The organism is Thioclava sp. (genome assembly GCF_048263065.1).
Taxonomy (GTDB): Bacteria; Pseudomonadota; Alphaproteobacteria; order Rhodobacterales; family Rhodobacteraceae; genus Thioclava.
In genome coordinates this window covers 195,396-222,257 of record NZ_JBLXEM010000004.1, presented here as the reverse complement: position 1 = coordinate 222,257, position 26,862 = coordinate 195,396, and the positions used below count along the sequence as shown (strand labels likewise).

General features: G+C 58.9%; 26 protein-coding genes and 1 pseudogene. 8 read left to right on the top strand and 19 right to left on the bottom strand.

Features of this window, described 5'->3' with window-relative positions; genetic code table 11:
• Positions 1-257: 257 nt before the first annotated feature.
• From ACN0SD_RS08165 to ACN0SD_RS08150, 4 genes and pseudogenes are all read right to left on the bottom strand, one after another.
• Positions 258-470, bottom strand: a pseudogene (locus ACN0SD_RS08165) (IS3 family transposase); the annotation flags it as partial.
• 634 nt (positions 471-1,104) lie between these two features.
• A complete protein-coding gene (locus ACN0SD_RS08160; RefSeq protein WP_417807735.1) occupies positions 1,105-2,496 on the bottom strand; it encodes an HlyD family type I secretion periplasmic adaptor subunit in 1,392 nt (463 codons plus the stop codon).
• Positions 2,493-4,235 (bottom strand): type I secretion system permease/ATPase, encoded by a 1,743-nt coding sequence (locus tag ACN0SD_RS08155; RefSeq protein ID WP_417807734.1) that lies wholly within the window; start codon positions 4,233-4,235, stop codon positions 2,493-2,495. The genes ACN0SD_RS08160 and ACN0SD_RS08155 overlap by 4 nt, the downstream gene beginning before the upstream one ends.
• Before the next feature lie 201 nt (positions 4,236-4,436).
• Positions 4,437-7,145: a hypothetical protein gene (locus ACN0SD_RS08150; protein ID WP_417807733.1), complete on the bottom strand. Its 2,709-nt coding sequence runs from the start codon at positions 7,143-7,145 to the stop codon at positions 4,437-4,439.
• Positions 7,146-7,393: 248 nt separating this feature from the next.
• Here ACN0SD_RS08150 and ACN0SD_RS08145 point away from each other — a divergent pair, with 248 nt between their 5' ends.
• Positions 7,394-7,846 carry a host attachment protein gene (locus tag ACN0SD_RS08145; protein ID WP_417807732.1) on the top strand — a complete coding sequence of 151 codons (453 nt, stop codon included), beginning with the start codon at positions 7,394-7,396 and terminating at the stop codon, positions 7,844-7,846.
• Between the two features lie 65 nt (positions 7,847-7,911).
• Here the strand turns inward: ACN0SD_RS08145 and ACN0SD_RS08140 are convergent, their stop codons facing one another.
• Positions 7,912-8,694 (bottom strand): Crp/Fnr family transcriptional regulator, encoded by a 783-nt coding sequence (locus ACN0SD_RS08140; protein ID WP_417807731.1) that lies wholly within the window; start codon positions 8,692-8,694, stop codon positions 7,912-7,914.
• 247 nt (positions 8,695-8,941) lie between these two features.
• Between ACN0SD_RS08140 and ACN0SD_RS08135 the strand changes: the two genes are divergently transcribed.
• Positions 8,942-9,724: a Crp/Fnr family transcriptional regulator gene (locus ACN0SD_RS08135; protein ID WP_417807730.1), complete on the top strand. Its 783-nt coding sequence runs from the start codon at positions 8,942-8,944 to the stop codon at positions 9,722-9,724.
• Positions 9,725-10,089: 365 nt separating this feature from the next.
• On the opposite strand, the gene ACN0SD_RS08130 is transcribed toward ACN0SD_RS08135, so the two are convergent.
• From ACN0SD_RS08130 to dusB, 5 genes are all read right to left on the bottom strand, one after another.
• A complete protein-coding gene (locus ACN0SD_RS08130; RefSeq protein ID WP_417807729.1) occupies positions 10,090-11,490 on the bottom strand; it encodes a sigma-54-dependent transcriptional regulator in 1,401 nt (466 codons plus the stop codon).
• Positions 11,487-13,766, bottom strand: a complete 2,280-nt coding sequence (locus tag ACN0SD_RS08125; RefSeq protein WP_417807728.1) for an ATP-binding protein — start codon at positions 13,764-13,766, stop codon at positions 11,487-11,489. Before ACN0SD_RS08125 ends, ACN0SD_RS08130 begins: the two co-directional genes overlap by 4 nt.
• A gap of 69 nt (positions 13,767-13,835) precedes the next feature.
• Positions 13,836-15,212 (bottom strand): response regulator, encoded by a 1,377-nt coding sequence (locus ACN0SD_RS08120; protein ID WP_417807727.1) that lies wholly within the window; start codon positions 15,210-15,212, stop codon positions 13,836-13,838.
• Positions 15,213-15,215: 3 nt separating this feature from the next.
• Positions 15,216-16,283 carry a two-component system sensor histidine kinase NtrB gene (locus ACN0SD_RS08115; RefSeq protein ID WP_417807726.1) on the bottom strand — a complete coding sequence of 356 codons (1,068 nt, stop codon included), beginning with the start codon at positions 16,281-16,283 and terminating at the stop codon, positions 15,216-15,218.
• Positions 16,280-17,221, bottom strand: coding sequence for a tRNA dihydrouridine synthase DusB (gene dusB, locus ACN0SD_RS08110; protein ID WP_417807819.1), 942 nt, complete (start codon positions 17,219-17,221; stop codon positions 16,280-16,282). Before dusB ends, ACN0SD_RS08115 begins: the two co-directional genes overlap by 4 nt.
• Positions 17,222-17,475: 254 nt before the next feature.
• Between dusB and ispD the strand changes: the two genes are divergently transcribed.
• Genes ispD through ACN0SD_RS08090 form a run of 4 tightly spaced genes read left to right on the top strand, consistent with a single transcriptional unit; the run spans position 17,476 to position 19,578 of the window.
• Entirely contained in the window at positions 17,476-18,123 is a 648-nt protein-coding gene (gene ispD / locus ACN0SD_RS08105; protein WP_417807725.1) for a 2-C-methyl-D-erythritol 4-phosphate cytidylyltransferase, read from the top strand.
• Positions 18,124-18,603: a 2-C-methyl-D-erythritol 2,4-cyclodiphosphate synthase gene (gene ispF, locus ACN0SD_RS08100; RefSeq protein ID WP_417807724.1), complete on the top strand. Its 480-nt coding sequence runs from the start codon at positions 18,124-18,126 to the stop codon at positions 18,601-18,603.
• Between the two features lie 4 nt (positions 18,604-18,607).
• Positions 18,608-19,102, top strand: coding sequence for a phosphatidylglycerophosphatase A (locus ACN0SD_RS08095; protein WP_417807723.1), 495 nt, complete (start codon positions 18,608-18,610; stop codon positions 19,100-19,102).
• Positions 19,099-19,578, top strand: coding sequence for a CinA family protein (locus ACN0SD_RS08090; RefSeq protein ID WP_417807722.1), 480 nt, complete (start codon positions 19,099-19,101; stop codon positions 19,576-19,578). Before ACN0SD_RS08095 ends, ACN0SD_RS08090 begins: the two co-directional genes overlap by 4 nt.
• On the opposite strand, the gene ACN0SD_RS08085 is transcribed toward ACN0SD_RS08090, so the two are convergent.
• Together ACN0SD_RS08085 and ACN0SD_RS08080 are read right to left on the bottom strand one after the other, a co-directional pair.
• Complete coding sequence (locus ACN0SD_RS08085; RefSeq protein WP_417807721.1) at positions 19,569-21,047, bottom strand: calcium-binding protein; 1,479 nt, start codon at positions 21,045-21,047, stop codon at positions 19,569-19,571. The genes ACN0SD_RS08090 and ACN0SD_RS08085 overlap by 10 nt on opposite strands.
• Before the next feature lie 195 nt (positions 21,048-21,242).
• Positions 21,243-21,701: a type II toxin-antitoxin system RatA family toxin gene (locus tag ACN0SD_RS08080; protein WP_417807720.1), complete on the bottom strand. Its 459-nt coding sequence runs from the start codon at positions 21,699-21,701 to the stop codon at positions 21,243-21,245.
• Between the two features lie 96 nt (positions 21,702-21,797).
• Here ACN0SD_RS08080 and hpt point away from each other — a divergent pair, with 96 nt between their 5' ends.
• Together hpt and ACN0SD_RS08070 are read left to right on the top strand one after the other, a co-directional pair.
• Positions 21,798-22,346 carry a hypoxanthine phosphoribosyltransferase gene (gene hpt, locus ACN0SD_RS08075; protein ID WP_417807719.1) on the top strand — a complete coding sequence of 183 codons (549 nt, stop codon included), beginning with the start codon at positions 21,798-21,800 and terminating at the stop codon, positions 22,344-22,346.
• On the top strand, positions 22,343-22,525 hold the full coding sequence (locus ACN0SD_RS08070; RefSeq protein ID WP_417807823.1) for a hypothetical protein: 183 nt from the start codon (positions 22,343-22,345) through the stop codon (positions 22,523-22,525). Before hpt ends, ACN0SD_RS08070 begins: the two co-directional genes overlap by 4 nt.
• Before the next feature lie 13 nt (positions 22,526-22,538).
• Here the strand turns inward: ACN0SD_RS08070 and ACN0SD_RS08065 are convergent, their stop codons facing one another.
• From ACN0SD_RS08065 to secF, 7 genes are all read right to left on the bottom strand, one after another.
• Entirely contained in the window at positions 22,539-23,081 is a 543-nt protein-coding gene (locus ACN0SD_RS08065) for a DsbE family thiol:disulfide interchange protein (RefSeq protein ID WP_417807718.1), read from the bottom strand.
• Entirely contained in the window at positions 23,074-23,292 is a 219-nt protein-coding gene (gene ccmD / locus ACN0SD_RS08060; RefSeq protein WP_417807717.1) for a heme exporter protein CcmD, read from the bottom strand. Before ccmD ends, ACN0SD_RS08065 begins: the two co-directional genes overlap by 8 nt.
• Positions 23,289-24,017: a heme ABC transporter permease gene (locus ACN0SD_RS08055; protein WP_417807716.1), complete on the bottom strand. Its 729-nt coding sequence runs from the start codon at positions 24,015-24,017 to the stop codon at positions 23,289-23,291. Before ACN0SD_RS08055 ends, ccmD begins: the two co-directional genes overlap by 4 nt.
• Positions 24,018-24,078: 61 nt before the next feature.
• A complete protein-coding gene (gene ccmB, locus ACN0SD_RS08050) occupies positions 24,079-24,735 on the bottom strand; it encodes a heme exporter protein CcmB (RefSeq protein WP_417807715.1) in 657 nt (218 codons plus the stop codon).
• A gap of 145 nt (positions 24,736-24,880) precedes the next feature.
• The gene (ccmA, locus tag ACN0SD_RS08045; RefSeq protein WP_417807714.1) at positions 24,881-25,513 is read right to left on the bottom strand and encodes a heme ABC exporter ATP-binding protein CcmA; all 633 of its coding nucleotides are present in this window, start codon (positions 25,511-25,513) and stop codon (positions 24,881-24,883) included.
• Between the two features lie 4 nt (positions 25,514-25,517).
• On the bottom strand, positions 25,518-25,886 hold the full coding sequence (locus ACN0SD_RS08040; RefSeq protein WP_417807713.1) for an Mth938-like domain-containing protein: 369 nt from the start codon (positions 25,884-25,886) through the stop codon (positions 25,518-25,520).
• Complete coding sequence (gene secF / locus ACN0SD_RS08035; protein ID WP_417807712.1) at positions 25,870-26,850, bottom strand: protein translocase subunit SecF; 981 nt, start codon at positions 26,848-26,850, stop codon at positions 25,870-25,872. The genes ACN0SD_RS08040 and secF overlap by 17 nt, the downstream gene beginning before the upstream one ends.
• Positions 26,851-26,862 lie beyond the last annotated feature (12 nt).

The window sequence follows — 26,862 nt, the reverse complement described above, 5'->3', positions numbered from 1 at the left end:
GACAGCGTTCTACGCCTTACCAATAATCGTTGCTTGCCTGTGAACTTATCCACGATCAGCTTATGTGTGCCTGCGGCTAAAAGCAAACCGCCGAGTTCGGTTAGGATATCGATGGAAATGGCATCAGCGGCCTCAGGGTTTGGTGTGAGGGTGATGCTTCTTATCAGCTCTATGAGACAGTCGTTGGCTTCGTGCACCAAATCCGGGTCAATGAGCAACTGGTCTTGTCACGGTTGCGTTCCGGTCTCTCAGTGCATTTAGGCAGCCTCTCGTTTGAAGGCCAAGGGGCTTTTGTCACCTAACGACGCGTGCCGCCGTCGTGGATTGTAGCCCCCATTGATATACTGGACCATCACCCCTTCGGCGTGGCGCCTGATTTCCCAACGGTTGCACCAGATCGGCTCTACCATGAGTGATTTGAAGAACGTTTCAACCATAGAATGGTCATAAAAATTGCCTTTTCCACGCATCCACTGCCCGGCAGGCGCATCTGAAAGATGCTGCCGAGAGGGGCGTTGTCGCTGACACATTGGGCGGGCGCGCCACGCACGATACCCACGTGAGGGGACCAGCATAACTCGACATAGAAACTCAGTCGGCAATTTTTCTCTCCAAGCGTCAATGCGGGCCAACCTCACCGACTTTGGCCTGCAAAGAAGCCTAACGGTGAATGTATCAGTCACCTACCGGCCTGCGGATTGCCGCTTTTTTAACGCTTCCCTCACCTTGCGAAGCCGTTGGTTCTATTTCTCAACGTCTTCGTGCGGCCCAGACATCAAATCATCATACAGGTGTTTTTGAACCCACTCGTTAAGGGGCGAATGCCCAACACTCAAATCAAATGAAATCTAAGGGCTAAGCTGCTGTTTGTTGCGATGCGCACGGCATCGCGGCGAAAATCGTCTGTGTGTCTCGTTGCCTTTCATTGGCTCCTTCAAAGCAAACATTGCCCGAAAAAGATCCGAACTAAACGGTGACATGACCAGCCGTTTCATCGCAAAATGCCGCGAGCTTTGTTGCAACTGCCTTCAGCGGAAAGAAACTCTCCGTCGCTTGCCGCCAAGACGGGGCCGCAAGCGACGAAATGATGCTCAAAAAGCAGTTTCAAGTCTCGCGGAAGGCACGGGTGAAATAGTCGGTAAATGGCTTAAGCAGATACGCGATCGGGGTACGTTGAGCAGTCGCCAGATACACCTCGGCGGGCATGCCTGGGATCAGGACCTTGCCGTCTAGCTTTTCAAGCTCACCCGCCGATAGCGTGACCTCTATCTTGTAATAGGGCTCGCCACTGGCTTGGTCCGTCAACACATCGGCTGAAATCCGGCTGATCTCGCCGGTAAGCGTTGGCGTGATGCGGCTTGAAAGCGCGGGAAAGCGCACGGCGGCTGGCTGGCCCGGCGTGACCTCGTCGATACTGGTCGTAGCGATGCGCGCATCAATGACGAGAGGTCGATCTTGCGGCACAAGATAAAGCACAGGTTCAGCCGCGCGGATCACCGCCCGCGGGGTCGTCACGCTCATCGCATGAACGATTCCCGAAACGGGTGCGCGAATGTCGAGCCTGTCGATCTGCCCAATCAGGGCGCGGCGTTGCTCGGCCAGTTCAAGTTCGCGATAGCCAATGTCGCGCAGTTCTGTCTCGGCTTGTTCACGGCGTTGGGTCTGCAACCGCAGGCGGGTGATTTCCAGTTCGCTCAAGCGGCTTTCTGCCTGAGCGCGCTGTGCAACCAGCGCCCCGATCCGCCCGGCAAGATCGGCTGATTCCCGTTCCAGCGCAGACACCCTGCTTGCCTGAGCGAGCCCACGATCCAGCAGGCTGCGCTGATCGGTTAGCTCGCGCGCGATCAGCTCTTGCTGCGTGGCCAGAGCGACAAGTTGGGCATCTACCCCATCAACTTGCGAGCTAATTTGTTCCGCTTGCTTTTCGAGCTGTTCAAGCGACTTTTCAAGCGAGGCCAGACGCGCATCAAACAACTCTTGCTGCCCCTTCATCTGCATCGCGACATGCGGATTGGTCACTGCGCTTTCGGACAGCTCGGCGGGAAACAGGATTTCGGGCGCATTCGCGCGCTCGGCTTCAAGACGCCCACGCCGGGCGAGCAGCTCGAAATACTGGTTTTCGACGATAGTGCGTTCGGAGTTCAACTGATCGCCATTCAACTCAACCAGCAAATCGCCCGCCTTCACAAGGCTGCCGTCATGGACAAGGATCTTTTCGACAACACCGCCATCGGGATGCTGCACAATCTGAAGGTTTTCCTCGACCTGCACGCGCCCCGAGGCAATCACGGCCCCCGCGATCTGGGTGTTGACGGACCATAGCCCGAAACCACCCACCAAAACCGCCAGCGTCAGAAAGCCTGCGATGATCGGGCCCTTGGGGGAATAGCCCAGACGTGGCCCAGTGTGTGGCGCTACTGGCGTTGGCGTGTCCTGAGCCGGACGCTGCGTTGTCGGTTGCTCCGCTTTGCTGTTTTTTTCATGCGTTTCGCTCATACCACACCCCCTTGCCCGGGAACGCGCTGGATGTTCTCGGCATTTTTCACCATTGCGCGCAGCACCTCGTCGCGTGGACCATAGGCCCGCCGCCGCCCGCCTTCGAGCATCAACAACGTATCGCATTCCTGAATAGCCGCAGGCCGATGCGCCATAATCACCACCGCCCCGCCGCGTGCCTTGGTGTCATGCACCGCAGCGTTAAGCGCGCGCGCGCCCTCGCTATCAAGATTGGCATTGGGCTCATCCAGCACCAGCAGTACCGGATCGTCATAAATCGCGCGCGCTAACCCGACGCGCTGTATCTGGCCACCCGAAAGCAGGCCACCAGACTGGTTGACGGGTGTATCGTAGCCCTTTGGCAGATCAAGGATCATCTGGTGTGCACCGGCGCGCTTGGCGGCCTCGACCACCTTTTCGGAATCGGGCGCGGCATCAAGACGCGAGATATTTTCGGCAATCGTACCGTCAAACAATGTAACGCGCTGGGGCAGATATCCGATCATTCGCCCGCGACGATCGGGGTCGTATTGATCAAGCGTTGCGCCATCAAGCCGGATCCAGCCCGCATTGGGCTGCCAGACGCCGCAGATCGCGCGCGCGAGGGTCGATTTGCCCGCACCCGAAGGGCCGATCACGCCCATCGCTTGGCCCGGTTGCAGATCGAAACTTACGAGTCTTAGCGTCGCCTGAGTGTGCCCCGGCGGGATGACGGTCAGTTGATGGGCCTCAAGATGGGCTGCGGGACGGGGCAGATCGGTGATGGTCTCGACCTCGGGATGGGCGCCCAAAAGCTGTTCCAGACGCTCGCGGCCTTCTTTTGCGCGATTGTAGATTGGCAAGCCCGCGATTGCCGTCTCGATCGGTGCCAGCGCACGACCCATCAAGATTGAGCCTGCGATCATCGCCCCTGCGGTCAACTCTCCGCGCAGCACCAATAGCGCGCCCAGCGCAAGGATCGCCGATTGCAGGAACAACCGGAACACCCGGCCCGTCGCCTGAAAACTGCCGCCCAGATCGGCTGCGTTAAGCTGTGCGGCCATCGCCTGTTCACGCCGCTGCTGCCAGCGCTGGAAACTCGACATGCGCATGCCCAGCGCCTGCACCAGTTCCGCCTCGTCGCGCATCTGGTCTGCCATGCGATCAGCCGTAACCTGTCGCGCCGTCGCATTGCGCATTGGCACGCGGGTCAGGCGCGTATTCAGCAAGGTGATCACGACCAACACCATCCCACCGGCCAGCGCAAGCACACCCAACCACGTGTTGAACAGGAACAGGATCGCGAAAAAGATCGGCACGAACGGCATGTCATACAGCGCCATCGCAACCGGAGCCGCATAATATTTCTGCATCGCTTCGAGATCGCGCATGGCGGTCAGCGCGATCGTATCGCCGGGCTTGTCGCTTGCGCGGCGTAGCGCGGCCTTGAAAACCCGCGCTTCGAGGCGTTGCTGTAGCCCAGAGCCAACCCGCGCCATGACGCGCCCGCGCGCCCAATCAAGCATGCCCATCATCAGGTAGAGAAAACACACCAGCAGGAAAAGTGCGGTCAGCGTTTCCACCGCGCGCGACCCCAGAACCCGGTCGTAAACCTGCAACATGAACAGCGGCCCCGTGAGCATAAGCAAGTTCACGAATGCCGAAAACAGCCCCGCCGAGATCCGCGCCGCGCGGCTTGCGCGCCGGACAGCTTCAATCTCTGCGCGGCCTTGCCGGATCTGCATCAAGTCAGCACGCATTTCTGCCTCGCAAATATTTTGCCACAGTGATCGGGGCACGCGCCCCTTGCCGTGAATAAAGACAATGTCCCGACCATTGGGCAGCGGGTGAAATCATGGCCCGCATGTCCAAAGCGCACAGTCAGAGAGATCATCTGTAGGGTTCGGGTGGCGGCCAAATGCCCGCCACCCGAAGGGTTTCAAAGACAGCGTCAACATCGCTTAGGCGAAGTAGAACTGATCGGCCTCCAGCATTTCCGTAACGTTGTAGAGCGTTGCGATCTCGGTTCCGTCGAGGCTAAGTAAGAGATCCTCGTCGACGATTTCTTGCGTGATGTGGACGCTGTAGTTGTCAGGGTCCAAATCAAAGCCGACAATACCGATGGCGTCTTCTTCGAGGCCAAAGTTATAGACCGAGTTGCTGCCCATATCGGCGGCAGTTTCCGCACCATAACCGATCACAACGATGTCGCTTTGCGCGTCGGTATCATCGTAGCTCTCGCCACTCAGATAGAACGTGTTGTTACCCAAACCGGCAAGCACATCCGCATAGATCGAGCCCGAAGTTGTCGCACCGTCCGCCGATACCGCAACCTCGTCATAAGAGATCACAAGCTGCGCGTCATAGAGGTTCACCGGCTTGGTATCGCCTTTCACATAATAGGCGAGATCGAAGTCTTCGGTCATGTTCACGCCGTTGATCGAGACCTCTCCGGAATTGCTCATCCAGCCAGCACTTAGCGAAAGCGGCGAAGTCCCGTCCCAGTCGAGCAGGTTCAACACCGTTGTGGTATCGACCCCGGTTTCGTATTTCTCGTCGCCATTCGAGATCGGCAACGGCTCGCTCGGGTCTTGCGGGATGGTCACACTCGGAAGATCCTGGCCGTATTTATCCGGCTGAAGCCGCCAGCGCGGACCGATCTCATAGTCGCCATCTTCATTGAGCACAGCCGTGAAGGGCTCGCGGTCCATGGTGGTGTACCAAGCTTCGGTATAGCCATCGGTGAGATCAGCGGATTGCGCGCCAATGTCGGCCAGCGTCGAATCCGCAGCCGCGTCGATCAGCGAGAAGTCCCGTAGAACGGTGCCGATCGCATCGCCAGCCGCATCAACGTTGAGATAGCCCACCGGAGCCCCATCCAGCCCTTCGACCACAGTGCCTGACGTGGCATCAGGGTCAAGATAAGCTGCCAAGAAGTCTCCGTCGCCTGTGTAATAGGCACCAGTTGCGACCCACAGAACGTTACCGACCCAAGCGCCGCTGGCATCTTCGTAACCAGATGCGTCCATTGGATCGCGCACGGCGATAAAGCTCGGAAGTTGACCGATTGCGGCCTCGTTCTCGAAATCTTCGGGCCGGATCTGGTCGTTGGGGTTGTTTGTGACCGTATGGTTGACAACAAGTTCCGCTGCCGTGACGTGATAGAGCTTATTCAGCCCGGTCTCGGGATCGGTTTGCGACCAATCGTCGGGCAGTTCCATCTTCGCATCAATGCGGATGTCGTTTGGACGCTTGATCGCGTTGCCCCAGCGATACAGCAGTTTGCCATCGTCCTTCACGGTGATCGAATAGTCGTCACCAACCGCGATATTCTCGATGATCGTGCTTTCGTTGGGCACCAGAACGTCCTGAACCCCATAGGTGCCAAAGCCGTTCAATGCATCGTCGTGATAGTCGATGGTGCCATCGTTGCCGATATCGACCGCCGCAACATTGCGCACAACACCGTCGATTTCGACATCAGCCATATAGGCGCTGTAGACATCGTCCACACCGTCACGGTCGAAGTCCTTGAACATCTCTGTGGGCGCGGTGTTGCTCTCGGCTTCGCCAAGCGCTTCAACCAATTCCTTGAGATAGAAATGGTTCATATTGCCTTCGACGAGCGAACTGCTCGGGTTTCCGTCGGCGTCCACGGGCATGCCATCGGCCCCCGCCAGATAATCGACAATCCACAGATCGTCATCAAGGTGGTAATAGCCACTTTCGTCGCCCGGATAGGCCTGATCGGACAGCACGGCCTGCATTACGGAATAATGCTCGGTCGAGGCTTTTACGAAGTCGCCGCCAATCCCCTCAAGCCAAGTTCCCATACGGGCCGGGGTCGAGAAGGTATCGGTGCGCGAATCTGCAACAGAGATGCCGCCACCCGCCAATTCACCAGCCCAGCCTTCAGAGTAGTCACCGTCAATTTCCTTGTCGACTGCGCCGACAAAGTCGGTGACGTGGAAGCCGAAAGCGCTGTCTAGCGGATGGAGTTCGACGCCATCCTTGGTCACTTGCGTGGTCGTCATGTCCATGCCAGCGGCATAATCGCCCAGCCTTAGCCCATCATAGTTCAGCGTGATGTCGTCCAGAGTGAAGGTGTAATTCGACACCCAATCCGCCGTTGCGGGATCCTGCACAAGAACATCGGGCGGAGTCGGCGCTGCATCTGGCTTGTCAGAAACACCGTCGCCGTCGCCCGAGCCATCACCATTGCCGCTGCCGGGATTGCCCGTATCGTCGCCATGATCAGGGGTGCCATCGCCGCCACCTTCGCCATTGCCCTGACCGCTGCCAGCACCGTGATCGGGATTGCCGCCGCTGCCAAACCCAGATCCGGAATGGGTTCCGCGATCAGGGTTGCCGCCACTGCCAAAGCCAATGCCGCTGCTACCGCTGGAGCTGTTGCCACCGCTGCCAAATCCGGTGCCGCTGCTGGCACTTTCGCCAGAGCTATCGCTGTTATTGCCAGTGCCGCGGGACGTATTCCCGCCCGAACCAAAGCCAAGCCCCACACCACCCCGTGAGGAATTGCCCCCAGTGGCAAAACCACTGATCGTGCCCAAGGCTGTGCTTGCTGTGTCCATCAGCGGAACGATGTCCAGAAAGTTGGTCGTCGCTGAGGATGGTAGTGAGCCGGTCAGAGGCTCTATGAGTTGTTTCATTAGTCCATTTGTTCCGCGGGCCATTGCCGTTTCCCTCCTGTCATACCACGCACCAACCGTGCACAACCCAAGGGTTATTGGGTTTGGGAGGGGGTCGCATTGACGGCTATCAACAGTTTGTGAACTGGTGTGTGGCAGGACGTCGCATGGGGCTGGGGCAAGGGACCAGCCGCTTTGACGTTGGTCAATGCGGGGCCTTTTATCTTATGCTTTCATGGACGAACTCTGATCAGTATGTGAGCTGTAAAATGACACAAGGTCATATCTGGGTGGTGGTGGCCGACGCGACACGGGCACGGATCCTGCGCAATGCAGACTGTCTCGGGGAAAATCGGCTGCCAGAGTTGGTGATGCGCGCTCCGCACCGGCATCTCGAGTCACTCATGACGCATAAAACCGATGAGACGTTGGGCGCGGTCCGTTCGGGTGCGCGTGCAAGTGACGCACAGAGCAGAGTCACGCAGGATTTGCAGGAATTCGTGCGCCAGATCGTAGCGCTTCTCGAAAGCCACAGGCTTGCTGAGGATTTCAACCAGCTTGTCCTGTTCCTCGCCCCATCGGTCTTTGCGCTGTTGCATGAAGAACTCTCACCACGGCTCGCTGCGACGATCATTTCCGAGCGATGCGTCAACACGTTACACCTGACGCGGGGTGCTTTTCCCTATGGGATCGAAGGGACACCGTCGGACACCGCGACATAACGAAGACCAAACGCGGACTTTCGCGGTGTTTCCATGTGGAGGCAGAGCGTTGAATGACGCATCCGTCAGGCGACGCTGGCCATAATCTTGCGATCAGTCTGCATGATATAGGCTAGGCTGACCGGCTCGTTGATCAGCGCCGCGCGCTGGATCAGACCCGCACGATCAATCACCCTGACATGGACGGGGTCGATCATCTCAATCAGCCCCTCCTGCTCGAACTTTTTGAGCGTGCGGCAAACGGTTTCCGGTGTGGTCGCCAGCAAATCGGCAATGTCACGCCGACTGATCGCAAGCGTCAAAACGCCCCGATCATGGCTTTGCGCGTGCCACGACATGGTGAATTTACCGCTAAGGAGAAAGCACGCAAGACGCTCGTCAGGACGCAGCGCCCCAATAATCACCGTCAGCCACCTCAGCCGTTCCACCTGCGCCATGTTGTTGAGGTAGTGATTCCGTCTCAGCATGCTGTCGGAGTACATAAAATCATCGTAAACCTTGCGATCAAACCAATAAATCGTGGCGTCGCTCGCAGCTTCAAGGCTTAGATCCGGGCGTCCGGAGACGCGGTCGCCAACAATGTCGCCCGGCACGACGAGCCCCATAATCTGACGTCGCCCGTCCAGTCCGTTGCGCTGAAAGCGTAAATACCCCTGACACAGAATCCCGATACCGGGCCTCTCCATACCGTCTTCCCACAAGACAGAATCTGCCGCAAATCGCTGGGTTTTCGCAGTTTCACAAAGTGTTTCAAAGACTTGCTTCGGAATCGACTTTTGCAGATGGGCTTTTATTTCGGCGCAATGCAAGTCATCTCTGGTCTTGGATGTAAAAAGAAAATCTTTCATAAAGCCCCCCGGCCGCTTTACTCGAAAAAAACAAACTCGCCAAGAACCGACCGCGCGCGCACCCCTTTCGCGCCACGGCCCCACAAAGGCTCGCACCCGGCCTCAAGACGAAAGTTAAGACTATCTTAAATCTGCCTAAAACGCTTTGATCGCGATCAATGTGTGCTAGGTTTAGCCCCAATAATACGCAAACTGGCGTTGCCACTCTGGGTTCGGCCCAAGGTGCACGACCAGTTGGAGATTGTTCGTGACCAAAAATTTGAAGACCAGCCATTTTTCTGAAATCGAGTCGCTCGCACACGGTCGCATTGAGACGCTTCTTCACGCCCTGCCTGAAACGGCCCAGCAGGCGCTTGCCTCTGCGGCGCGCATTACGCAAGTGGCGCGCGGCACCTGCCTTATTTCTGAAGGCGATCATTCGACAGAATTGAGCTATCTTCTGGACGGCGCGCTGGCGATGGAGAAGACACTGGCCGACGGGCGCAGGCATATCATCGGCGTTCTGGTGCCCACCGATATGTTCGGGCGCCTCTTTAATGGCGGTTGCGTCTATGACATCGTCGCGCTTACCGACTGCCGCATCCTGAATTTTGAGCGAAGCCGTTTCGAAGCAATCCTCAGCGACTTCCCAGAACTCGAGCGCATCTTTCTGGTCAGTGTTCTTGACGAGCTTGATTCTGCGCGTGAATGGGTGCTGCTGATGAGCGCGCGCAAGGTCTCGGAGAGATTGGCGTCGTTTCTGCTAATCTTGTTGCGGCGCAACCTGCGCACGACACTCTTAAAGGAGCAACGCCAAAAACATACCATCGTGCATATCCCGATTGGGCGTCGTGATCTTGCGCATCATCTGGGGACCACGCCCGAGACGATCAGCCGCGTGCTGACCGAATGGGAACAAGACGGCGTCATCCTGCGCAAGGATACCGACGAGATCGAGGTTCTCGAACCGGCCGCGTTGGTGCGTATCTCGGGTGCAGAAGATGTGGACGCCGTAGTCGCCGCGGGCCAACAGCCGCGTTTCCTCGCCTAAGCTAACGGACAAATCCACCACCGGATTAACGGCGCAGCCGGTTCTGTCTATGGCGTGCCCGTTTCTGAAGACATTGAAATGTGGATTGGGATTGCAGAAGCGACTACCACCGATTGAAGGCGCATACTGAAACCGGGCACCCAACTGAACCAAACAGTGTTCATAAAGGTTGAGGCCGTCCACGCTGTCGACACGCAGCGCATAGACATTGCATCGTAGTGACGTCGCCCCACGCAGCTTAAAGCGACACAAGCGCGCGGTTTCACACCCGCATCCTTCTTTTTTCTCTACCTAGCCCAAGGGGCAATTCCACGCGGCAACCTCTATCGGTCGGACTAGGCCCCTTGCCCCAGCGACTGCTCAGATCATTCGTCATCATCTTCGACATGCGCCACGCGCGCGCCAGCCTTATTAGAGGTCACAACGCCCAGCGTCTTGAGTTTACGATGCAGCGCCGAGCGCTCCATGCCGACGAAATTCGCCGTGCGCGAGATATTTCCGCCAAACCGGTTGATCTGGGTCAGCAGGTATTCACGTTCAAACAGCTCGCGCGCCTCGCGCAGCGGCAAGGTGGGCAGCGCCCCGCCCAGAACGATGCGCCCCTCTTCTGCGGGAACCGATTGACCGGGCAACTCGCGCGCCTCAATCGGGCCTGTTCCCTCGCCCAAGATCAGCACGCGCTCGATCACGTTGCGCAACTGACGGATATTGCCGGGCCAGTCCATCGTTTGCATCAAGGCCGCTGCCTCGCTGGATAATTCGCGCAGCGGCAGGCCTTGGGTTTCGTTAAACCCGCGCACGAAATAACTCGCAAGCAGGGGCACATCTTCGCGACGTTCGCTAAGCGCGGGCACCTCGATGGGCACGACGTTAAGGCGATCATAAAGCTCCTGACGGAAGCTGCCCGCACGGATCATCGCGGTCAAATCGCGCGTTGTGGAACTAATCACGCGCAAATCAACGCGCACCTTATCGGCCCCGCCCACACGCATGAATTGCTGCTCGGTCAGCACGCGCAGGATCTTGGATTGCGTGCCCGGCGGCATCTCAGCCACCTCGTCGAAATAGATCACGCCCCCATTGGCCTGCTCAAGCAGACCTTTCTCAACGCCGCGTTCCAGCGTTTCGCGCCCAAACAGAACCTCTTCCATCCGGTCAGGTTCGATCGAGGCCGAATTGACGGTAACAAATGGCCCCGCCGCGCGCGTCGAATTCTGATGGATGAAGCGCGCTGCCATTTCCTTGCCCGAGCCCGGCTCGCCCGACAGCATCACCCGCCCATTGGATTTGGTCACCTTGTCAAGCTGCTCGCGCAAGCGCCGGAAGGCAGCCGCCTCGCCGATCATCTCGCCCGAGCCGATATCGCGCCGCTTGAGCGTGGAATTTTCCCGCCGCAGCCGCGCGGTTTCCATCGCGCGGCCGATCACCACCATCAACTGGTCGATATTAAAGGGTTTTTCGATGAAATCATAGGCACCTTGCTTGATCGCGGCGACCGCGATTTCGATATTGCCATGGCCCGAAATGATGATCACCGGCACATCCGGGTTGTCGCGTTTGACCGTTTTGAGAATGTCGATCCCGTCCATCTTGCTGTCCTTCAGCCAGATATCGAGGATCATCAAGGCCGGTTCACGGGCGTTGATCTCATCCATGCACTCATTGGAATTGGCCGCCATGCGCGTTTGAAACCCTTCATCGCGCAGGATGTCAGCTATCAATTCGCGGATGTCTTTTTCATCGTCGACGATCAGGATGTCGCTCATGTCACGTCTCCGGGGGGCTCGCCCCTCTCTTTGATGGCCCGATGTGCCGCGCGGGCGCGTGGCAAACGGATTTCGGCAAGCGCACCGCAATGCGCCCCACTACTAAAGGCAGGCGCGTCGCTGAGTGTCAGCGTCCCGCCATGTTCCTCGATGATTTTCTTGACGATCGGCAGACCCAGACCAGTCCCCTTTGCACGCGTCGTGACGTAAGGCTCAAACAGGCGCGCGCGGTCAGGCGGCAAGCCCAGCCCGTTATCCGCGATCTGGATGGTGACCAATTCGGGCGTAGCGGTCATTGCAACGCGCACCTCAGGTTCAAACCCCTCCGGAGCGCCTTTTTCCACATATGTTTCAATAGCTTCACCTGCGTTTTTAATCAAGTTCGTGACGGCTTGTGAAATCATCGTCGCGTCCAGTTCGACAATCACCGGCATATCGGGAATGTCAGATATCAATTTCGCCCCATGCAGGGAATCTTGCTGCAAAGTGGCCGCATCCCGCAAGAGCTGCGCGAGATCGTGATCGGCGCGGTCGGGTTCGGGCATTCTGGCAAAGCGCGAAAACTCATCAACAATGCGGCGCAAGTCATTCGTTTGGCGCACAATAACGCCCGTAAGGCTTTCGAGAACTTCAGTATCTTCTCCACTCGTGAGCTTGCTGAATTTGCGCTTGATCCGTTCCGCCGATAGCTGGATTGGGGTCAGCGGGTTCTTGATTTCATGCGCAATACGACGCGCCACATCGCCCCAAGCCGCCATCCGCTGCGCCGAGACCAGTTCGGTTACATCTTCAAAGGCGACAACATAGCCTTCGGCCTCGCCGTCATCATTGCGCCGCACGGCCATGCGCACCAGCAGGCTTTCAAGACGGGCGTCGCGCGACACCCGGATCTCTTCTTGAACGACCTCTTGAAAGCCGTCATGCAAGCGTTTGTAAAGGCCGGTAAACTCAGGGACGATCGTCGAAAGTTCCTTTGAGTGGACTTGAGCGGCGTCAAGCGCGAGCAGTTGCATCGCGGCGCGGTTCACGAAATCGACGCGCCCCTCGGCATCCAACCCAATCACGCCCGAGGTCACCGAGGACAGCACGGAATCAAACAGTCTTCGGCTTTCTTCGGTCTCTCGGTGGCTTTCGATCAGGGCCGCGCGCTGCCCCTTAAGCTGGCTCGTCATGCGGTTGAAGCTATGGCCCAAAGTGGCGATCTCGTCATCGCCCTCGGCCTCGATCACGCGCGCATCCAGATCACCCGCGCCGATGCGTTCGGCTGCGGCTGCAAGCCGCCCAATAGGGCGCGAAAGCCGCTCGGCAAACCACAGCCCCATCCAGATCGCCGCCAGAATAAGGATCAGCGCAAAGCCGAAATAGACCAAGCCAAATTCAAAAATCACCCGCCCCCGCGCACTTTCAAGCTGTTGATACAGCGACACTGTTTCGCGCGTCTGATCCAGTAGTGACAGGATTTTCCCATCGACCTTGCGCGAAATATACAGGTAGCGATCCACAAACGCATTCAGCCGGATCAATCCGCGCAATTCCGAGTTCGACCAATCCTCGATCAGCACGGTCTCGCCCTTTTGCGCCTCGACAATATCCTTGGGGGCCGGTTCTTCGTAATCAAACAGATACGAGCGATCCCCACGCGCCACGATCTTGCCGGTGCCGTCGATGACATAGGCCTCTTTGACGCCGCGCTGCACGCTGGATTGCCCCGTGATGAGCAATTCGCGCAGCTCCCCATCTGACATGAATGTCGAGGCCTGACGGCGCAGGTTCAAGAACGCCGCAAGCGCGCGAACATCTTGCACGAGATCTTGTTTATGCTCGCTTTGATAGGCCTCAGCCGCTTGGAGCGACGTACTGACAACCGAGCGCACGCGGTCGGAAAACCAGCCCTCAAGCCCGATATTCACCGTCAGCCCGGCAAACAGCGCGACCAACACGGTTGGCACCAGCGCGATGCCCGCAAACACACCGGTCAACCGCAAGGTCAGGCGCGACCCGGCCGAGCGCGCGCGTTTGGCCGCGATAATCTGGGCCAGCCGCATCATGATCAGCCCGGCAAGCAGTAGGAAATAGACGAAATCGGCCAGCAGGATCAGCCGCAGCGCGGCGCTATCGGCACCCTGCCCCAATGGCCCGAGCACGACAAAGGTCGCGATTGCCAGCGCCGGGCCTAGCACAACCAATCCCAAAGTCAGGATATTGCGCACCCGCCGTTGACGCCGAAAACGCGCCAATCGATCCCAGCCTGAACGATATGCCGTGCTGCCTTGCACCGATGCCCCCTCAACACAGAGCGTGACAAATCCGCCTCGACGGAAAAGTCACAGGTCTCTGTTGCGGGTTTACATCAGTTTGCGCCGCCGTGTCACCTGAATATCCAGATCGGTGATCTTTTTTCTCAAGGTATTGCGGTTGATGCCAAGCAGGTCGGCACATCTGGCTTGATTTCCGCCCGTCGCATCCAACGCGATTTCCAGCAAAGGGGCCTCCATCTCCTTGAGAATGCGATCATAAAGCCCCGGTGGCGGCAGATTTCCACCGTGCAAATCGAAATAGCGGCGCAGATGACGCCCGATTGAGGCCGACAGCTTTTCGCCCTCGCCCCCCTGACGGAGCGGCTCAATCGCGGGCTGGTTGCCTAGCACGAATTCCACTTCAGCGCGCGTGATCTCGTCTTCGGGCGAGGTCACGGTCAAACGACGAATCGTATTTTCAAGCTGGCGCACGTTGCCGGGCCAGGAATAAGCGCGCACCAGTTGCAGCGCGTCATTGGTAAAGCGGCGCGTCCCAAGCCCGTCACGCTCGGCACGGATCAGAAAATGATCGGCCAGAAGCGGAATATCTTCGACACGTTCGCGCAGGCTCGGCACCGTCAGGGTCACGCCGCCGAGGCGGTAAAACAGGTCTTGGCGAAAGCGACCCGCCTCCATCAAAGCTGACAGATCGGCTTGCGTTGTTGCCATGATGCGCGGCGCGGGGTCGGGCAAAGCATCAAGCATCCGCACAATGCGCGCCTGCGTATCATCATCATAATCGCCCACCTCATCAAAGACGAGCGAGCCGCCTTTGGCGCGCGCAAGCAAGGCTGCGGGGCCATCTGCGCCTTGCAAATCGCCCGCTTGCGCAACGATGAAGGGCAATGATCGACGGTCCGAGAAATCGTGAATGGCGCGCGCAATCAAAGACTTGCCTGTGCCACTTTCGCCCACGATCAACACCGAGAGATCAGCATTCATCACTCGCGCGACCAGCCGATAAAGCTCCTGCATCGCTGCCGTACGCCCGACAAGCGGCAGATCGCCTTTATCGCTGGTGAGGCCCTCAGCGGTCTTGACCACAACCGGCGTTACGCGGCGCTTTTGCTCCAGCGCCTTTTGCGCCCGCTTCATCAGATCGGGCAGATCAAAGGGCTTGGGCAAGTAGTCATAGGCATCTGCTTCGGCGGCCTGAATCGCGGTCATGATGGTGTTTTGCGCCGAGATCACGATCACCGGCAGACCGGGGCGTTCCTGCGCGATGCGCGGCAGCGCCTCTAGGCCATTGCCATCGGGCATCATCACATCGGAAATCACCAGATCACCCTTGCCCTCCTCGACCCAACGCATCAGCGTCACAAGCGAGGCTGTGGCATGCACCTTACAGCCCGCGCGTGTCAGCGCTTGGGTCAAAACGGTGCGGATGGTGCGGTCGTCATCGGCGACAAGTACGGTGCCGTCCATGGCTTAACTCTCCTTCGGCGCAACTGGCAGGGAAATACGAAAACGGGTTTTGCCGGGCACAGAATCAAGGCTGACCCAGCCGTCATGTTCAGAGATAATCTTGGACACCAGCGCCAACCCCAAGCCGGTGCCATTCTCGCGCCCTGAAACGAAGGGCTCAAAGATTTCATTCGCGATAGCGGGCGGGATGCCGGGGCCATCGTCGATGATTTCGACCTGCAACGGCAACGGCTGTCCAGAGCCATCGGCGCGGCGCAGGCGAAGGCTGTGTTCATAGAAGGTGCGGATTTTTATTTTTCCTTTGCCGTCTGAGGCTTGCGCGGCATTCTTCAGAAGGTTCAGGAACACTTGTGTCAACTGATCGGCATCGCCATAGGTCGCGGGCAGCGAAGGGTCATACTCTTCTTCGATGACCATATGTGCGCCAAACCCGACGATTGCCGATTTGCGCGCGCGTTCCAAAACATCATGGATATTGACGGGTTTACGCTCGGGTAGGCGCACGTTTCCAAACTGCTCGACCTGTTCAAGCAGCTTTACGATGCGCCGGGTCTCATCGACAATTAAGTCTGTAAGTTCAAGATCTTCACCGCTTAGGTTCATGCTAATAAGCTGCGCTGCCCCCGCGATCCCCGCCAAGGGATTCTTGATTTCATGGGCCAACATTTCCGCCATCCCGATGGCAGAACGTGCCGCCGATTTCACCATGCTCGCGCGTCCCAAGCGATCCGCCAATTCGCGCGGCTCAATCACAAGCAACACACGATCTGGTTCCTCGCCCACAGGCGCGGCTTGCAAGTTGCACTGCACCGGGGCTTTCTCGCCCGTCGTCACCTCAACATCATTGACGAAAAGCGAGGCGCGATTGGCGCGCACACGTGCGAAAATCTCTTCCAGCGGCGCTGAAATCGCCAGCCGCTCGCCAATCGCCTGCCCACGCAGGGATTTGGCCGAAATGTTGAGGAACAGCTCGGCGGCGGGGTTCACCTCCGAGACGAGATCGGCGCCATCAATCAGCAAAGCGGGCGTTGGGAGCGAATTCCAGATAACTCCGGGAGCAGGCAAGCTCATGCTGCAATCCTTTCACCAAACGCGCGCGCGATCAGGCCCAGCGTGGCCTCTGGCGTGGCGCTGATCATCATCTGCGCGCGCAGCGGCGCGTTGGCAACATCTGTATACCAACCCAGATGTTTGCGCGCCAAACGCAAGCCAAGATTGCGTCCGTAAAAACTTAAGATAGACTCGTAATGCTCTGATATGATGTCACAAAGAGCATCTCCTTCGGGCACGTTCGGCGCGGGCGTACCATAAATCGCATGTCCGATTTCAGCCAACCGCCATGGCGCACCCTGCGCCCCACGCCCGACCATCACCCCCGCCGCGCCAGACTGATCGAGTGCTGCGCGCGCTGACGCTGCGTCCACGATATCGCCATTGGCAATCACCGGGATCGAGACGGCCGCGCGGGTTGCCGCAATGGCCTCCCAATCAGCAACCCCTTTGTAAAACTGCATCCGCGTGCGCCCATGCACCACGATCATCTGCACGCCAGCGTCCTCGGCACGACGCGCGATTAACGGCGCATTACGGCTATCGTCATCCCAGCCCAGCCGCATCTTCAGCGTCACGGGCAGATCGACCGCCTTCACCGTGGCCTCAATCAGACGCAACGCGTGATCGGGATCACGCATCAGCGCCGACCCAGATGCCCCACCCGTCACCTTTTTCGCCGGGCAGCCCATGTTAATGTCGATAATACGCGCGCCCATATCCGCCACCAGTTTAGCCGCCTGCGCCATCGGTGCGGCTTCACGCCCGGCAAGCTGCACGGATGTGGGCAGGTCTAGACCCAGCTCAACGCGCGCCTTGGCACGCACCGAGGGCAGCTTGGTGATCATCTCGCCCGAGGCGACCATTTCCGACACCACAAGCCCCGCGCCAAAGCGCGCCACGATCTGGCGAAACGGCAGATCGGTGATTCCCGCCATCGGTGCGAGTAGCACAGGCATATTCAGGGTCGTTTGGCCGATTGGCACAGTGGTTTGCACGAGTCTTCCTGTTCCTCTTTGGTTATGGCTACGCGTTTGAACCCGAAATCACAATTTGTGAACATGCATTTTTGACGGAAATATTTGCATATGCCCATTTTTTAATCACGTATTTGGCGGATTTCGGCTAAGTCTGCGCAAATTTGCGCCCGGCGCGCATATATTGCGCCGCTTCACGCCATGGCCTAAGCCTGTGGCGAAGGAACGGGGGACGCATGGACACAGCCGTTATCATCGTAGCCGCTGGACGGGGCACGCGCGCGGGCGGGGATGCGCCCAAGCAATGGCAGTTGCTGGCTGGACAGCCGGTGCTGGCCCATACGGTGGCGCGCTTTGCGGGTGTGGGGCGGATCATTGTTGTTCTACACCCCGAGGATATGGCGCGCGGTGTGACGTTGTTTTGCGGCTCGGTCGTGCTATGTGCCGGGGGGCAAACGCGGGATGCCTCGGTGCGCAACGCCCTTGAAATGCTTGGAGGGTCAGGCGTGACGCGCGTTTTGATCCATGACGGCGCGCGCCCGCTGGTCAGTCGCGCGGTGATTGAGGGCGTGCTGACGGCCCTTGACACCCACCGCGCTGCTGCCCCCGCGCTTGCGGTAAGCGATGCGTTGTGGATTGGATCCAACGGCGAGGTCACAGGCACCCAAGATCGCAGCAATCTATGGCGTGCGCAGACCCCGCAGGGCTTTGACTTTGATACTATTTTGGCCGCGCATCGCGCCCATCCCGGCGGCGCGGCCGATGATGTCGAAGTGGTGCGTGCGGCAGGTGTTGGCGTGGCAATCACGCCGGGCAGCGAAGACAATCTGAAAATCACCTACCCCGCAGATTTCGCGCGGGCAGAACGGCTACTGGGGGCATAAATGGATATTCGACTGGGCCATGGCTATGATGTGCATGCGTTTGAGGAGGGCGATCACGTCATTCTCTGCGGTATGCGCGTGCCCCATACACGCAAGCTCAAGGGTCATTCCGATGCTGATGTCGGAATGCATGCGCTGACGGACGCGATCTATGGCGCGCTGGCCGAGGGCGATATCGGGCGCCATTTCCCACCCTCGGACCCGCAATGGAAAGGGGCTGCGTCCGAGATCTTCCTCGATCACGCGGCAAAACTGGCCGAGGCGCGCGGATTTCGGATCGGCAATGTTGATGTGACATTAATTTGCGAGCAGCCCAAGATCGGCCCGCATGCCAGCGCAATGGCGCAGGAATTGGCACGCATCATCGGGCTGGAGCCGGGGCGGATCTCGGTCAAGGCCACCACATCCGAGCGTCTGGGATTCACCGGGCGCGAAGAAGGCATCGCGGCGATTGCCACAGCCACTTTGATTGCGGAGTAACCCCATGTTGAAAATCATCAATACCGTCTTCTATGTCGGGCTGTTGCGCCCAGCACCGGGCACTTGGGGCTCGCTTGCCGCCGTTCTGGTAGGCTGGGCGATCGAGCATTACCTCGGCTTCATCCCGCTGGTGATCGCTTTTGTCGCCGTCACGGTGCTTGGCTTCTGGTCTGTCGAGGCCGAGCTAAAGGATCGCCCCGGCGAGGACCCTTCCGAGATCGTGATCGACGAGGTCGCAGGCATGTGGCTGGCGCTTTTGTTCCCGGCAATGGGGTTTTGGATGCGCGACACATCAATGGTTTGGCCGGGCCCGGTCGCGGCGTTTTTGTGCTTTCGCCTGTTTGACATCTGGAAGCCGTGGCTGGTCGGGCGCGCAGATCGCCGTCACGACGCCAAGGGCGTGATGCTTGATGACCTTTGGGCGGGGGTGTTCGCCGGTATCGTCACGATCATTCTCGCGGGCCTCTATCACGCGGTCTTTCTGGGCATGATGCAATGAGCCTTGCGCGCGACGTTCTCGATGCCTGCAAATCGCGCGGGCTGATGGTGGCGACGGCTGAAAGCTGCACGGGCGGGATGGTCGCCGCCGCGCTGACCGATATCGCGGGGTCTTCCGCTGTTGTAGAGCGCGGCTTTGTCACCTACACCAATGCCGCCAAGCGCGAGATGCTGAAGGTGAACGAGGGCACGCTGCAGGTCCATGGCGCGGTCTCTGAACCCGTCGCACGCGAGATGGCCGCAGGCGCGTTCGCCCATTCTCACGCGCAAATCGCGGTCGCGATCACCGGCATCGCAGGCCCCGGCGGGTCCGAGCACAAGCCCGAAGGCCGCGTCTGTTTTGCGCTGGCGATGGCCGGCGCGCCCGTCACCACCGAAACCGTCGAGTTCGGCGCATTGGGCCGCGCGCAGGTGCGCGAAGCTGCGCGCGATCACGCGCTGGGGCTATTGCTGCGCGCCGCGCAATCTCAGCCATAGGCTTGGGGCAGCTCGGAATCCGTCAGCACCCGCGTCATGCCGGGCAAGAATGCGACCTGCGCACCATTGGCCGAAATCGCCAAGCCCGCGCTGCTGAGCTGCTGGGTCACGGGAACCGCAGATGGCGTTCCGCCCTCTCCCAATGGGTTTTGCACATCAAGCTGGATCACCTCACCGTCCTGAAAATCCGAGATCGTGACATGGCTGGTGTCAAAGACGACGAACTCATCTTTGTCCGCGCCCCCGCTAAGCGTCGCATTGCCCGTCGCGGCCAATGTGTCATCCCCGGCCCCGCCGTTCAGATCGCTGGCGTTGCTCGGGTCGAGCGCGATAAGCGTGTCATCGCCGCTGCCACCGTCCAGCGTATTGCCCCCCGCGCTGCTCAGCAGATCGTCTCCGCTCGCGCCAAACACCGCGCTGCCGACATAGCTTGCATCAAGCGTGTCATCGCCAAAGCCGCCCCACAGATCTTGCCCCGAAAAACCCGTCTCGGCCCTGTAGCCCGTCGCATCGTCCGCCGTCGGCGCGCTTGGATAGATATCGCCAAGATCGGTGCCCGCCAGACCGGTAAAGCGGACAATCGACTGGCCCTGCGAGGTAAGCACAAGGTCGTTGCCATCATCATGCGCCGTAATGCCCGCATCTGCCACACCATCAAGGTGAAGCTGATCGAGACCGGGTTCAAAATCATCGACCGTCATGACGGTGCTGCCATGTTGGGCAGCATCGGCACCTTGGTCAACGACTGGCGTCACATTCAACATATCGGCCGCACCGTCGCCCGCAACGCTCGTGTCCGCGCCCTGCCCCAGATCGACATGCGCCTGCGAGATCGACGAGATCGTGTCCGCCCCGGTGCCGCCATCAATCGAGGCCTGCGCGCCCGGTTGATCGGTGAAATCCGCGCCCGGTTCAAAGCGAATATTATCATCACCCGCACCGCCCAGGGCCGTATTGCCATCGCCGCTGCTAAGGTTGAGCCAGTCATCGCCCTCCCCCCCAATCAACGTGTTTTGAGTGCCATTGGCGCTCAGGCTGTCATTGCCCGCGCCGCCATCCAGCAGATCTTGGCCATCCGAGCCCGCGCGCAACACATCATCGCCCCCGTCCCCATAGGCGCTATCGGCCCCAAGACCGGGATCAAGCGTGTCATCGCCCGAACCACCATGCAGCAGATCGTCCCCCGGCCCGCCATAAAGCAGATCGTTGCCCGCGTTTCCTTGCAAGGTATCATTGCCGCCATAGCCCGAAAGCGTGTCATCGCCCGACTTGCCGCTCAGCGAATCCGCGTGGGACGTGCCAATCAGATCATGATTGTCATCCAGCAAATCGCCGCCACCGTTTTGGGTATCATTGTGATCGCCATTCTCATCTGCGCCAGGCTCGTCAGAGTAGCTGTGATGGCTTGAATGATCATCCAGCATGAATGCCGCAGGCAAAAGCCCAAGGAAAAATAAAAAGCCCAACATATGTTTGCCGTCGAAAATTTCGCTGACTGTCTTTGAGAAGTCAGTCCAGCGTCAATTCACAACGCGCGGTGCGCCGGGAAACGTGACCAATCGCGGAAGCGACGGAAACAATTCGGTAGAATTATAATGTGATCTCGAAACAGTGGCGGTTGGAACGCACGGTTTTCCCCTACAGCTCGCATTCGCGGGCTAAGACTACGCCTTCGCCCCGTATAACGCCTTTGCGCGCGTTTCGAACGCCTTGACGATGCGGTTCATCGCCTCGTTGAACACCACGCCAATCACGCTTTGCAAGATCCGGTTCTTAAACTCGAAATCGACGAAAAACGCGACCTTGCAGCCGCCCTCGGGGATATCCTCGAACTGCCAATAGCTTTTGAGATATTTAAACGGCCCGTCGAGATATTCGGTGTCGATCCGGTGGGTCTGGGGAAACAACGTCACACGTGAGCCGAATTTTTCGCGAAACACTTTGAACGAAATCACCAGATCCGCCTCAAGAATTTCCGACCCATCTGCCTGGGGTTTGCGTGCGCGAATGCGCGCAGCAGAATTCCACGGCAGAAATTGCGGATAGCTTTCGACATCAGCCACCAAGCCGTACATTTGCTGGGCCGTATAAGGCATGACCCGGTTTTCGCGGTGCTGCGGCATATCACTTCCGATTTCTTGGCCGTTTTCTTGCCGCCCTTGATGCGATAAAGCAGGGGGCAAAGGCAAGCCCTGCCCCAGCCCGAAAGGCCCGACATCATGCCGCAGCGCCCTCATGTGATTGATCAGATGATTTCCGCCAAACAAATCGCCGCACGCGTCGAGGAACTGGCAAGCGAGATCACGCAAAGCTATGCGGGCACCGACAAGCTGGTGGTCGTCGGGCTGCTGCGCGGCTCGTTCGTGTTCATCGCCGATCTGGTGCGCGAAATCGAACTGCCGATCGAGGTCGATTTCCTTGAGGCCTCGTCTTATGGCGATGGCACGGAAAGTTCGCGCGAGGTGCGGATTTTGAAAGACCTGCGCGCAGGCATCGAAGGGCGCGATGTGCTGGTGGTTGAGGATATCGTCGATACCGGGTTCACGCTGAAGCACGTGATGGGGCTGCTGCGCGCGCGCAATCCGCGCCGGATTGAATGTTGCGCGCTGCTGGACAAGCCCTCGCGGCGCGAGGTGGATGTGCGCGCAACCTGGACCGGCTTTGAAATCCCCGATGAGTTCGTCGTCGGTTACGGCATTGATTTCGCGCAACGCAACCGCAACCTGCCCTATATCGGCAAGGTCCGCTTCACCGAGGATGCGTCGTGAATATGACGTGGTTGCTGCGGATGGCGCGCTGGGTGCGCCGCCCGCCCTCGATGTTGCAGGTCAAAATAGTGGCGGTCGTCATCGCGCTGGCGATCGTCATCGTGGTGCTTGGCAAAACCGGATACTGGCCCGAATGGGCGCGCCTCGACCCCAAGGCGATGCGCCGCATGCGGCCCTAGCCCTGCGCGTGGTTTACTGCGCAGGCGCGGTGGATTTCCCCTCAAGCAACGGGCGCAAATCCGAGGCGATCACCCTCTCGGTCACCGGCCCGGCAAAGCGGTAAAGCACTTTGCCCTCACCATTCACGACAAAGGTTTCCGGAACGCCATATACGCCCCAGTCCAGCGCCATCTTACCCTCTGGATCGGCACCCAGCTCTGAATAGGGATTGCCCATTTCGGAGAGAAATTTCTGCGCATTGGCCGGTGTGTCCTTGTAGTTCACGCCGTAAACCGGAATTCCTTCATTGGCCAAGGCTTCTAGATTGGGATGTTCAATACGGCACGGCGCACACCACGAGGCCCAGAAATTCACCAACTTAACCTTGCCATCGCGCAATTCCATATCGGTGAACGGCTCGAACGCACCAAGCGGTTCCAGCTGCACGGGCGGCGCGGGTTTGCCTGCGAACACGGTGGGCAACTGGCTGGGGTTTTCGCGTTGCATGCCCCAGATAAACATTCCGGCAAGCCCTGCGAAGATGAGTGGCGGGATGAACATCAGCGGCTTAACCATTGGCTTTTTGTCCTTTTCGTGCCTCGGCCTCAGCGAGCGTACGCTTGACGCGCGCGCCTTGCCACAGGCTTACCAGAACCAGCACCACCAGCAACCCGATGGTCGCAGCCCACGCAATATTCACCGTATAAGTGTAAGATTTCGTTGACGGGTCCACCAGAACAACGCCGCCTTCGGTGATGGTGGTTCCGGTCGTTGTTGTCTCGGTCATGCCATACGCTCACGTTGCTGCAAGGCACCCAAACGACGGGTGCGGATCTCGGTGCGCGTGCGCACCAGAACGAGGGCGACGAAAAACAGCACAAACCCGGCCATGCACAGCAAAAGCGGGAACCAATAGACATCCGCGATATGCTGTTCTTTATCGAGCGACAGAGTTGCACCCTGATGCAGCCCTTGGTTCCAGAAATTCGCCGCATAGCGCGACAGCGCCGCAAAGACCGCGCCCACAAGTGCCAGAACACTGGTCAAGTCGGCCGCCGTATCGGGGTCCTCGACCGCAGCCCAAAGCGCGATATAACCAAGGTAGAACAAGAACAGGATCAGGAAAGAGGTCAGCCGCGGGTCCCATTCCCACCACGTCCCCCACATAGGCTGCCCCCAGACCGCGCCGGTGATCAGCGCAATCAACGTCATCACCGCCCCGATCGGGGCTGCCGCCTTGGCGGCCAGCGCACTGACATGATGGCGACGGATCAGCCAGATCAACGAGGTGACCAGCATCATCCCCCAGATATTGACCGCCATCATCGCGGCGGGCACATGGACATAAATCACCTTGACCGAACCACCGAAATTTTCCGCCGCAGGGACAAAGAAATAGCCCCAGATCAACCCGCTCACCAAAGTAATCGCCGCCAGTCCCACGACCCACGGCAACAGAAAACCCGAGGTCTTCATGAATTTTACGGGGTTTGCATATTCCCAGAGTGACATTGTCTCGTTTTGTCCTGCTTAGCTTGTTGCTCTGTCTCTAACATGTTTCGCGCGCGAGACCCTAGCGCAGATTGACGCGGATCGCGGCGGCTGACGCAAAGGGAACAAGGGCCACGGTGGCGGCGGTAATGCCCGCCAGCATCAACAGTGGAACTTCGGTCGCCATGCCCTGCGCGCCCCGCCGGATCAGCTCGGCCCCAAAAATGAGTGTGGGCACGTAAAATGGCAAGACCAGCAGCGAGAGCAATAGCCCGCCCCGCTTCAGGCCAACCGTCAACGCCGCACCAAACGTGCCCAACACCGACAGCGCAGGCGTGCCCAGCAACAGCGAAATCACCAGCCACCCCTGCGCGCTTGCGGGCAGATGCAGCAAGATGCCAAACACCGGCGCGGCAATCACCAAAGGCAACCCCGTCGTCAGCCAATGCGCCAGCGCCTTCATCGACACAACGCCTTCCAGCGGCATCGGCGCCGTCGCAAGAAGATCCAGCGAGCCATCCTCGAAATCAAGCGCAAAGATCCGGTCAAGCGACAGCAGGCACGCCAGCAACGCCCCAAGCCACAAAATTCCCGGTGCAATCCGCGCCAAAATATCCCCCTGCGGCCCAACCCCAAACGGCACCAGCGTTACCACGATCAGGAAAAACGCAAGGCCCAAGCCAAAGCCGCCGCCCGCGCGCACCGCAAGGCGCAAATCGCGTATCAACAACGCAATCATGCTCGACCCCGGACTATGTGGCAACGTCGGGACGCTGCGCGGCGAGTATTTAGAGCTAGATGAAAAGGCACCGCCCTGCCCTTTTCATCTAGCTCTAAATACTCCCGCCGGAGGCTCTGGCCACATCCACATGCGCGCCGCTCGCTCATAAAAACGCCTCGTCAAATGCGCCCAGCATGCCGCCCTCTTCCGGCGGCAAGGCTTTGAAAGGGGCAAGGTCCAGCACTTTGGCTTCCTCAAGCCCCAGATCAATATGGGTTGCCAAAAGCGCTGCGCCGCCGGTGGCAAGATGACCACGCACGGCTTGGGCAAATAGCGCCACCGAGGCGGTATCAAGCGATACGGTCGGCTCATCGAGCACCCAGACGGGACGCCCGGTCACCAGCAAACGCGCCAATCCAAGGCGGCGCTTTTGCCCTGCAGACAGACTCATGGCGGCGCGGTTGGCAAGCCCGCGCAGGTTCATCCGTTCTAGCGCGGACTCGATGTCTTGAGTAGCATAGACCGAGGACCAGAATTTCAGATTTTCACTCACGGTCAGGGTCGATTTCAACCCATCGGAATGCGCAGCATAGGCCATGCTTTCGCTTGGCATCGAAATCGTTCCCGCCAGCGCGGGTTGCAACCCAGCCAAAGTGCGCAACAGCGTCGTTTTGCCAATCCCATTGGGGCCGCGCACCACCAGCGCTTGCCCCGCATCCACCGCGACAGACAGGTTTTCCAGAACGGGTAGCCCGCCGCGTGAGACTGCCAGATTGCTCACGCTGAGCATTGCCATATCGCTAGTCCTTTGCCGGCATCGCGAGTAGCGCACAGCCCACGCGCCGCCCTTCAGATAGCAGCACGTTATAGCTGCGCGCCGCCGTCGGCGTGCCCATTGGCTCGCACATGATCCCCTTGGCTTCAAGCGCATCGACAAGCGCTTTGGGCAGATGCGCGAGTTGTGGACCCGTGCCGACGAACAGCAGGTCAATCTGGCCCGATAGCGCCTCGAGCGGTGCGAAATCGTCCAATCCGCCCCAGTCGCCCTTTTGATCCGCCATCAGCCACAGATTACCGTAATGCACCTCACCTGCGACCCGGAAAAATCCCGGGCCATAGCCGTCGATGGGCAGCGAGGCGCCAAAATTGGCTTCAGTCAGTAGCGACATCGGTTTTGTCGAAGAACTTCTCGGAAGGGTCCTTCTTCTCCTTGTTGCGATTGAGGCCGATAAACAAAACGATGTTTTTGGCGACGAAAACCGAGGAATAGGTGCCCACGATTACGCCCCAAGTCATGGCAAACACGAAGTTGCGGATCACATCGCCGCCCAGCACCAGCAGCGAGATCAGCGCCAGCAGCGTGGTCCCCGAGGTCATCACGGTACGCGACAGCGTTTCGTTGACCGAGATGTTCATCACCTCGCGCAGCGGCATCTTCTTGTATTTCACGAGGTTCTCACGCAGCCGGTCGAACACCACCACCGTGTCGTTGATCGAATAGCCAAGGATCGTGAGCAAAGCCGCGATGATAGACAGGTCGAACTTGAGCTGGAACAGCGAGAAAATCCCGATCGTTACCGTCACATCGTGAATAAGGGCGGCCACCGCCCCGATCGAGAACTGCCATTCAAAGCGCAGCCAGACATAGATCAGGATCGCGGCCACTGCTGCCAGCACCGACCACACCGCCGTCCAGACCAACTCGCCCGATACTTTCGGTCCAATCGATTCGGTCGAGGTGATCTTGACGTCCTTGTTCACCGTTTGCAGCGCAGCGAGCACCTGGGACTGGGTCTCGGGCGAGATCGCCTCTTGCCCGTCCTGCGCCTGAATACGCAGCGTTGCGACGTGCTGATCGGCGCGGAAGTTGGGATCATAGACTTCGGTGATCGCCACGTCGCCCAGATCGAGCGGCGCAATCGCTTTGCGATAATCCCCGACATTGATCGCAATATCGCTTTCGGTGCGGATCGTGGTGCCGCCCCGGAAGTCGATCCCAAGGTTCAGCCCCATCGTGAGGACCAGCACCAGCGATGTCAGCACCATCATCAGCGAAAAGCCGAAAGTCAGCTTTTGATGTTTGAAGAAGTCGAGTTTGGTCTCTTCAGGGACCAGTTTCAGACGGAATGCCATGATCTTTGCTCC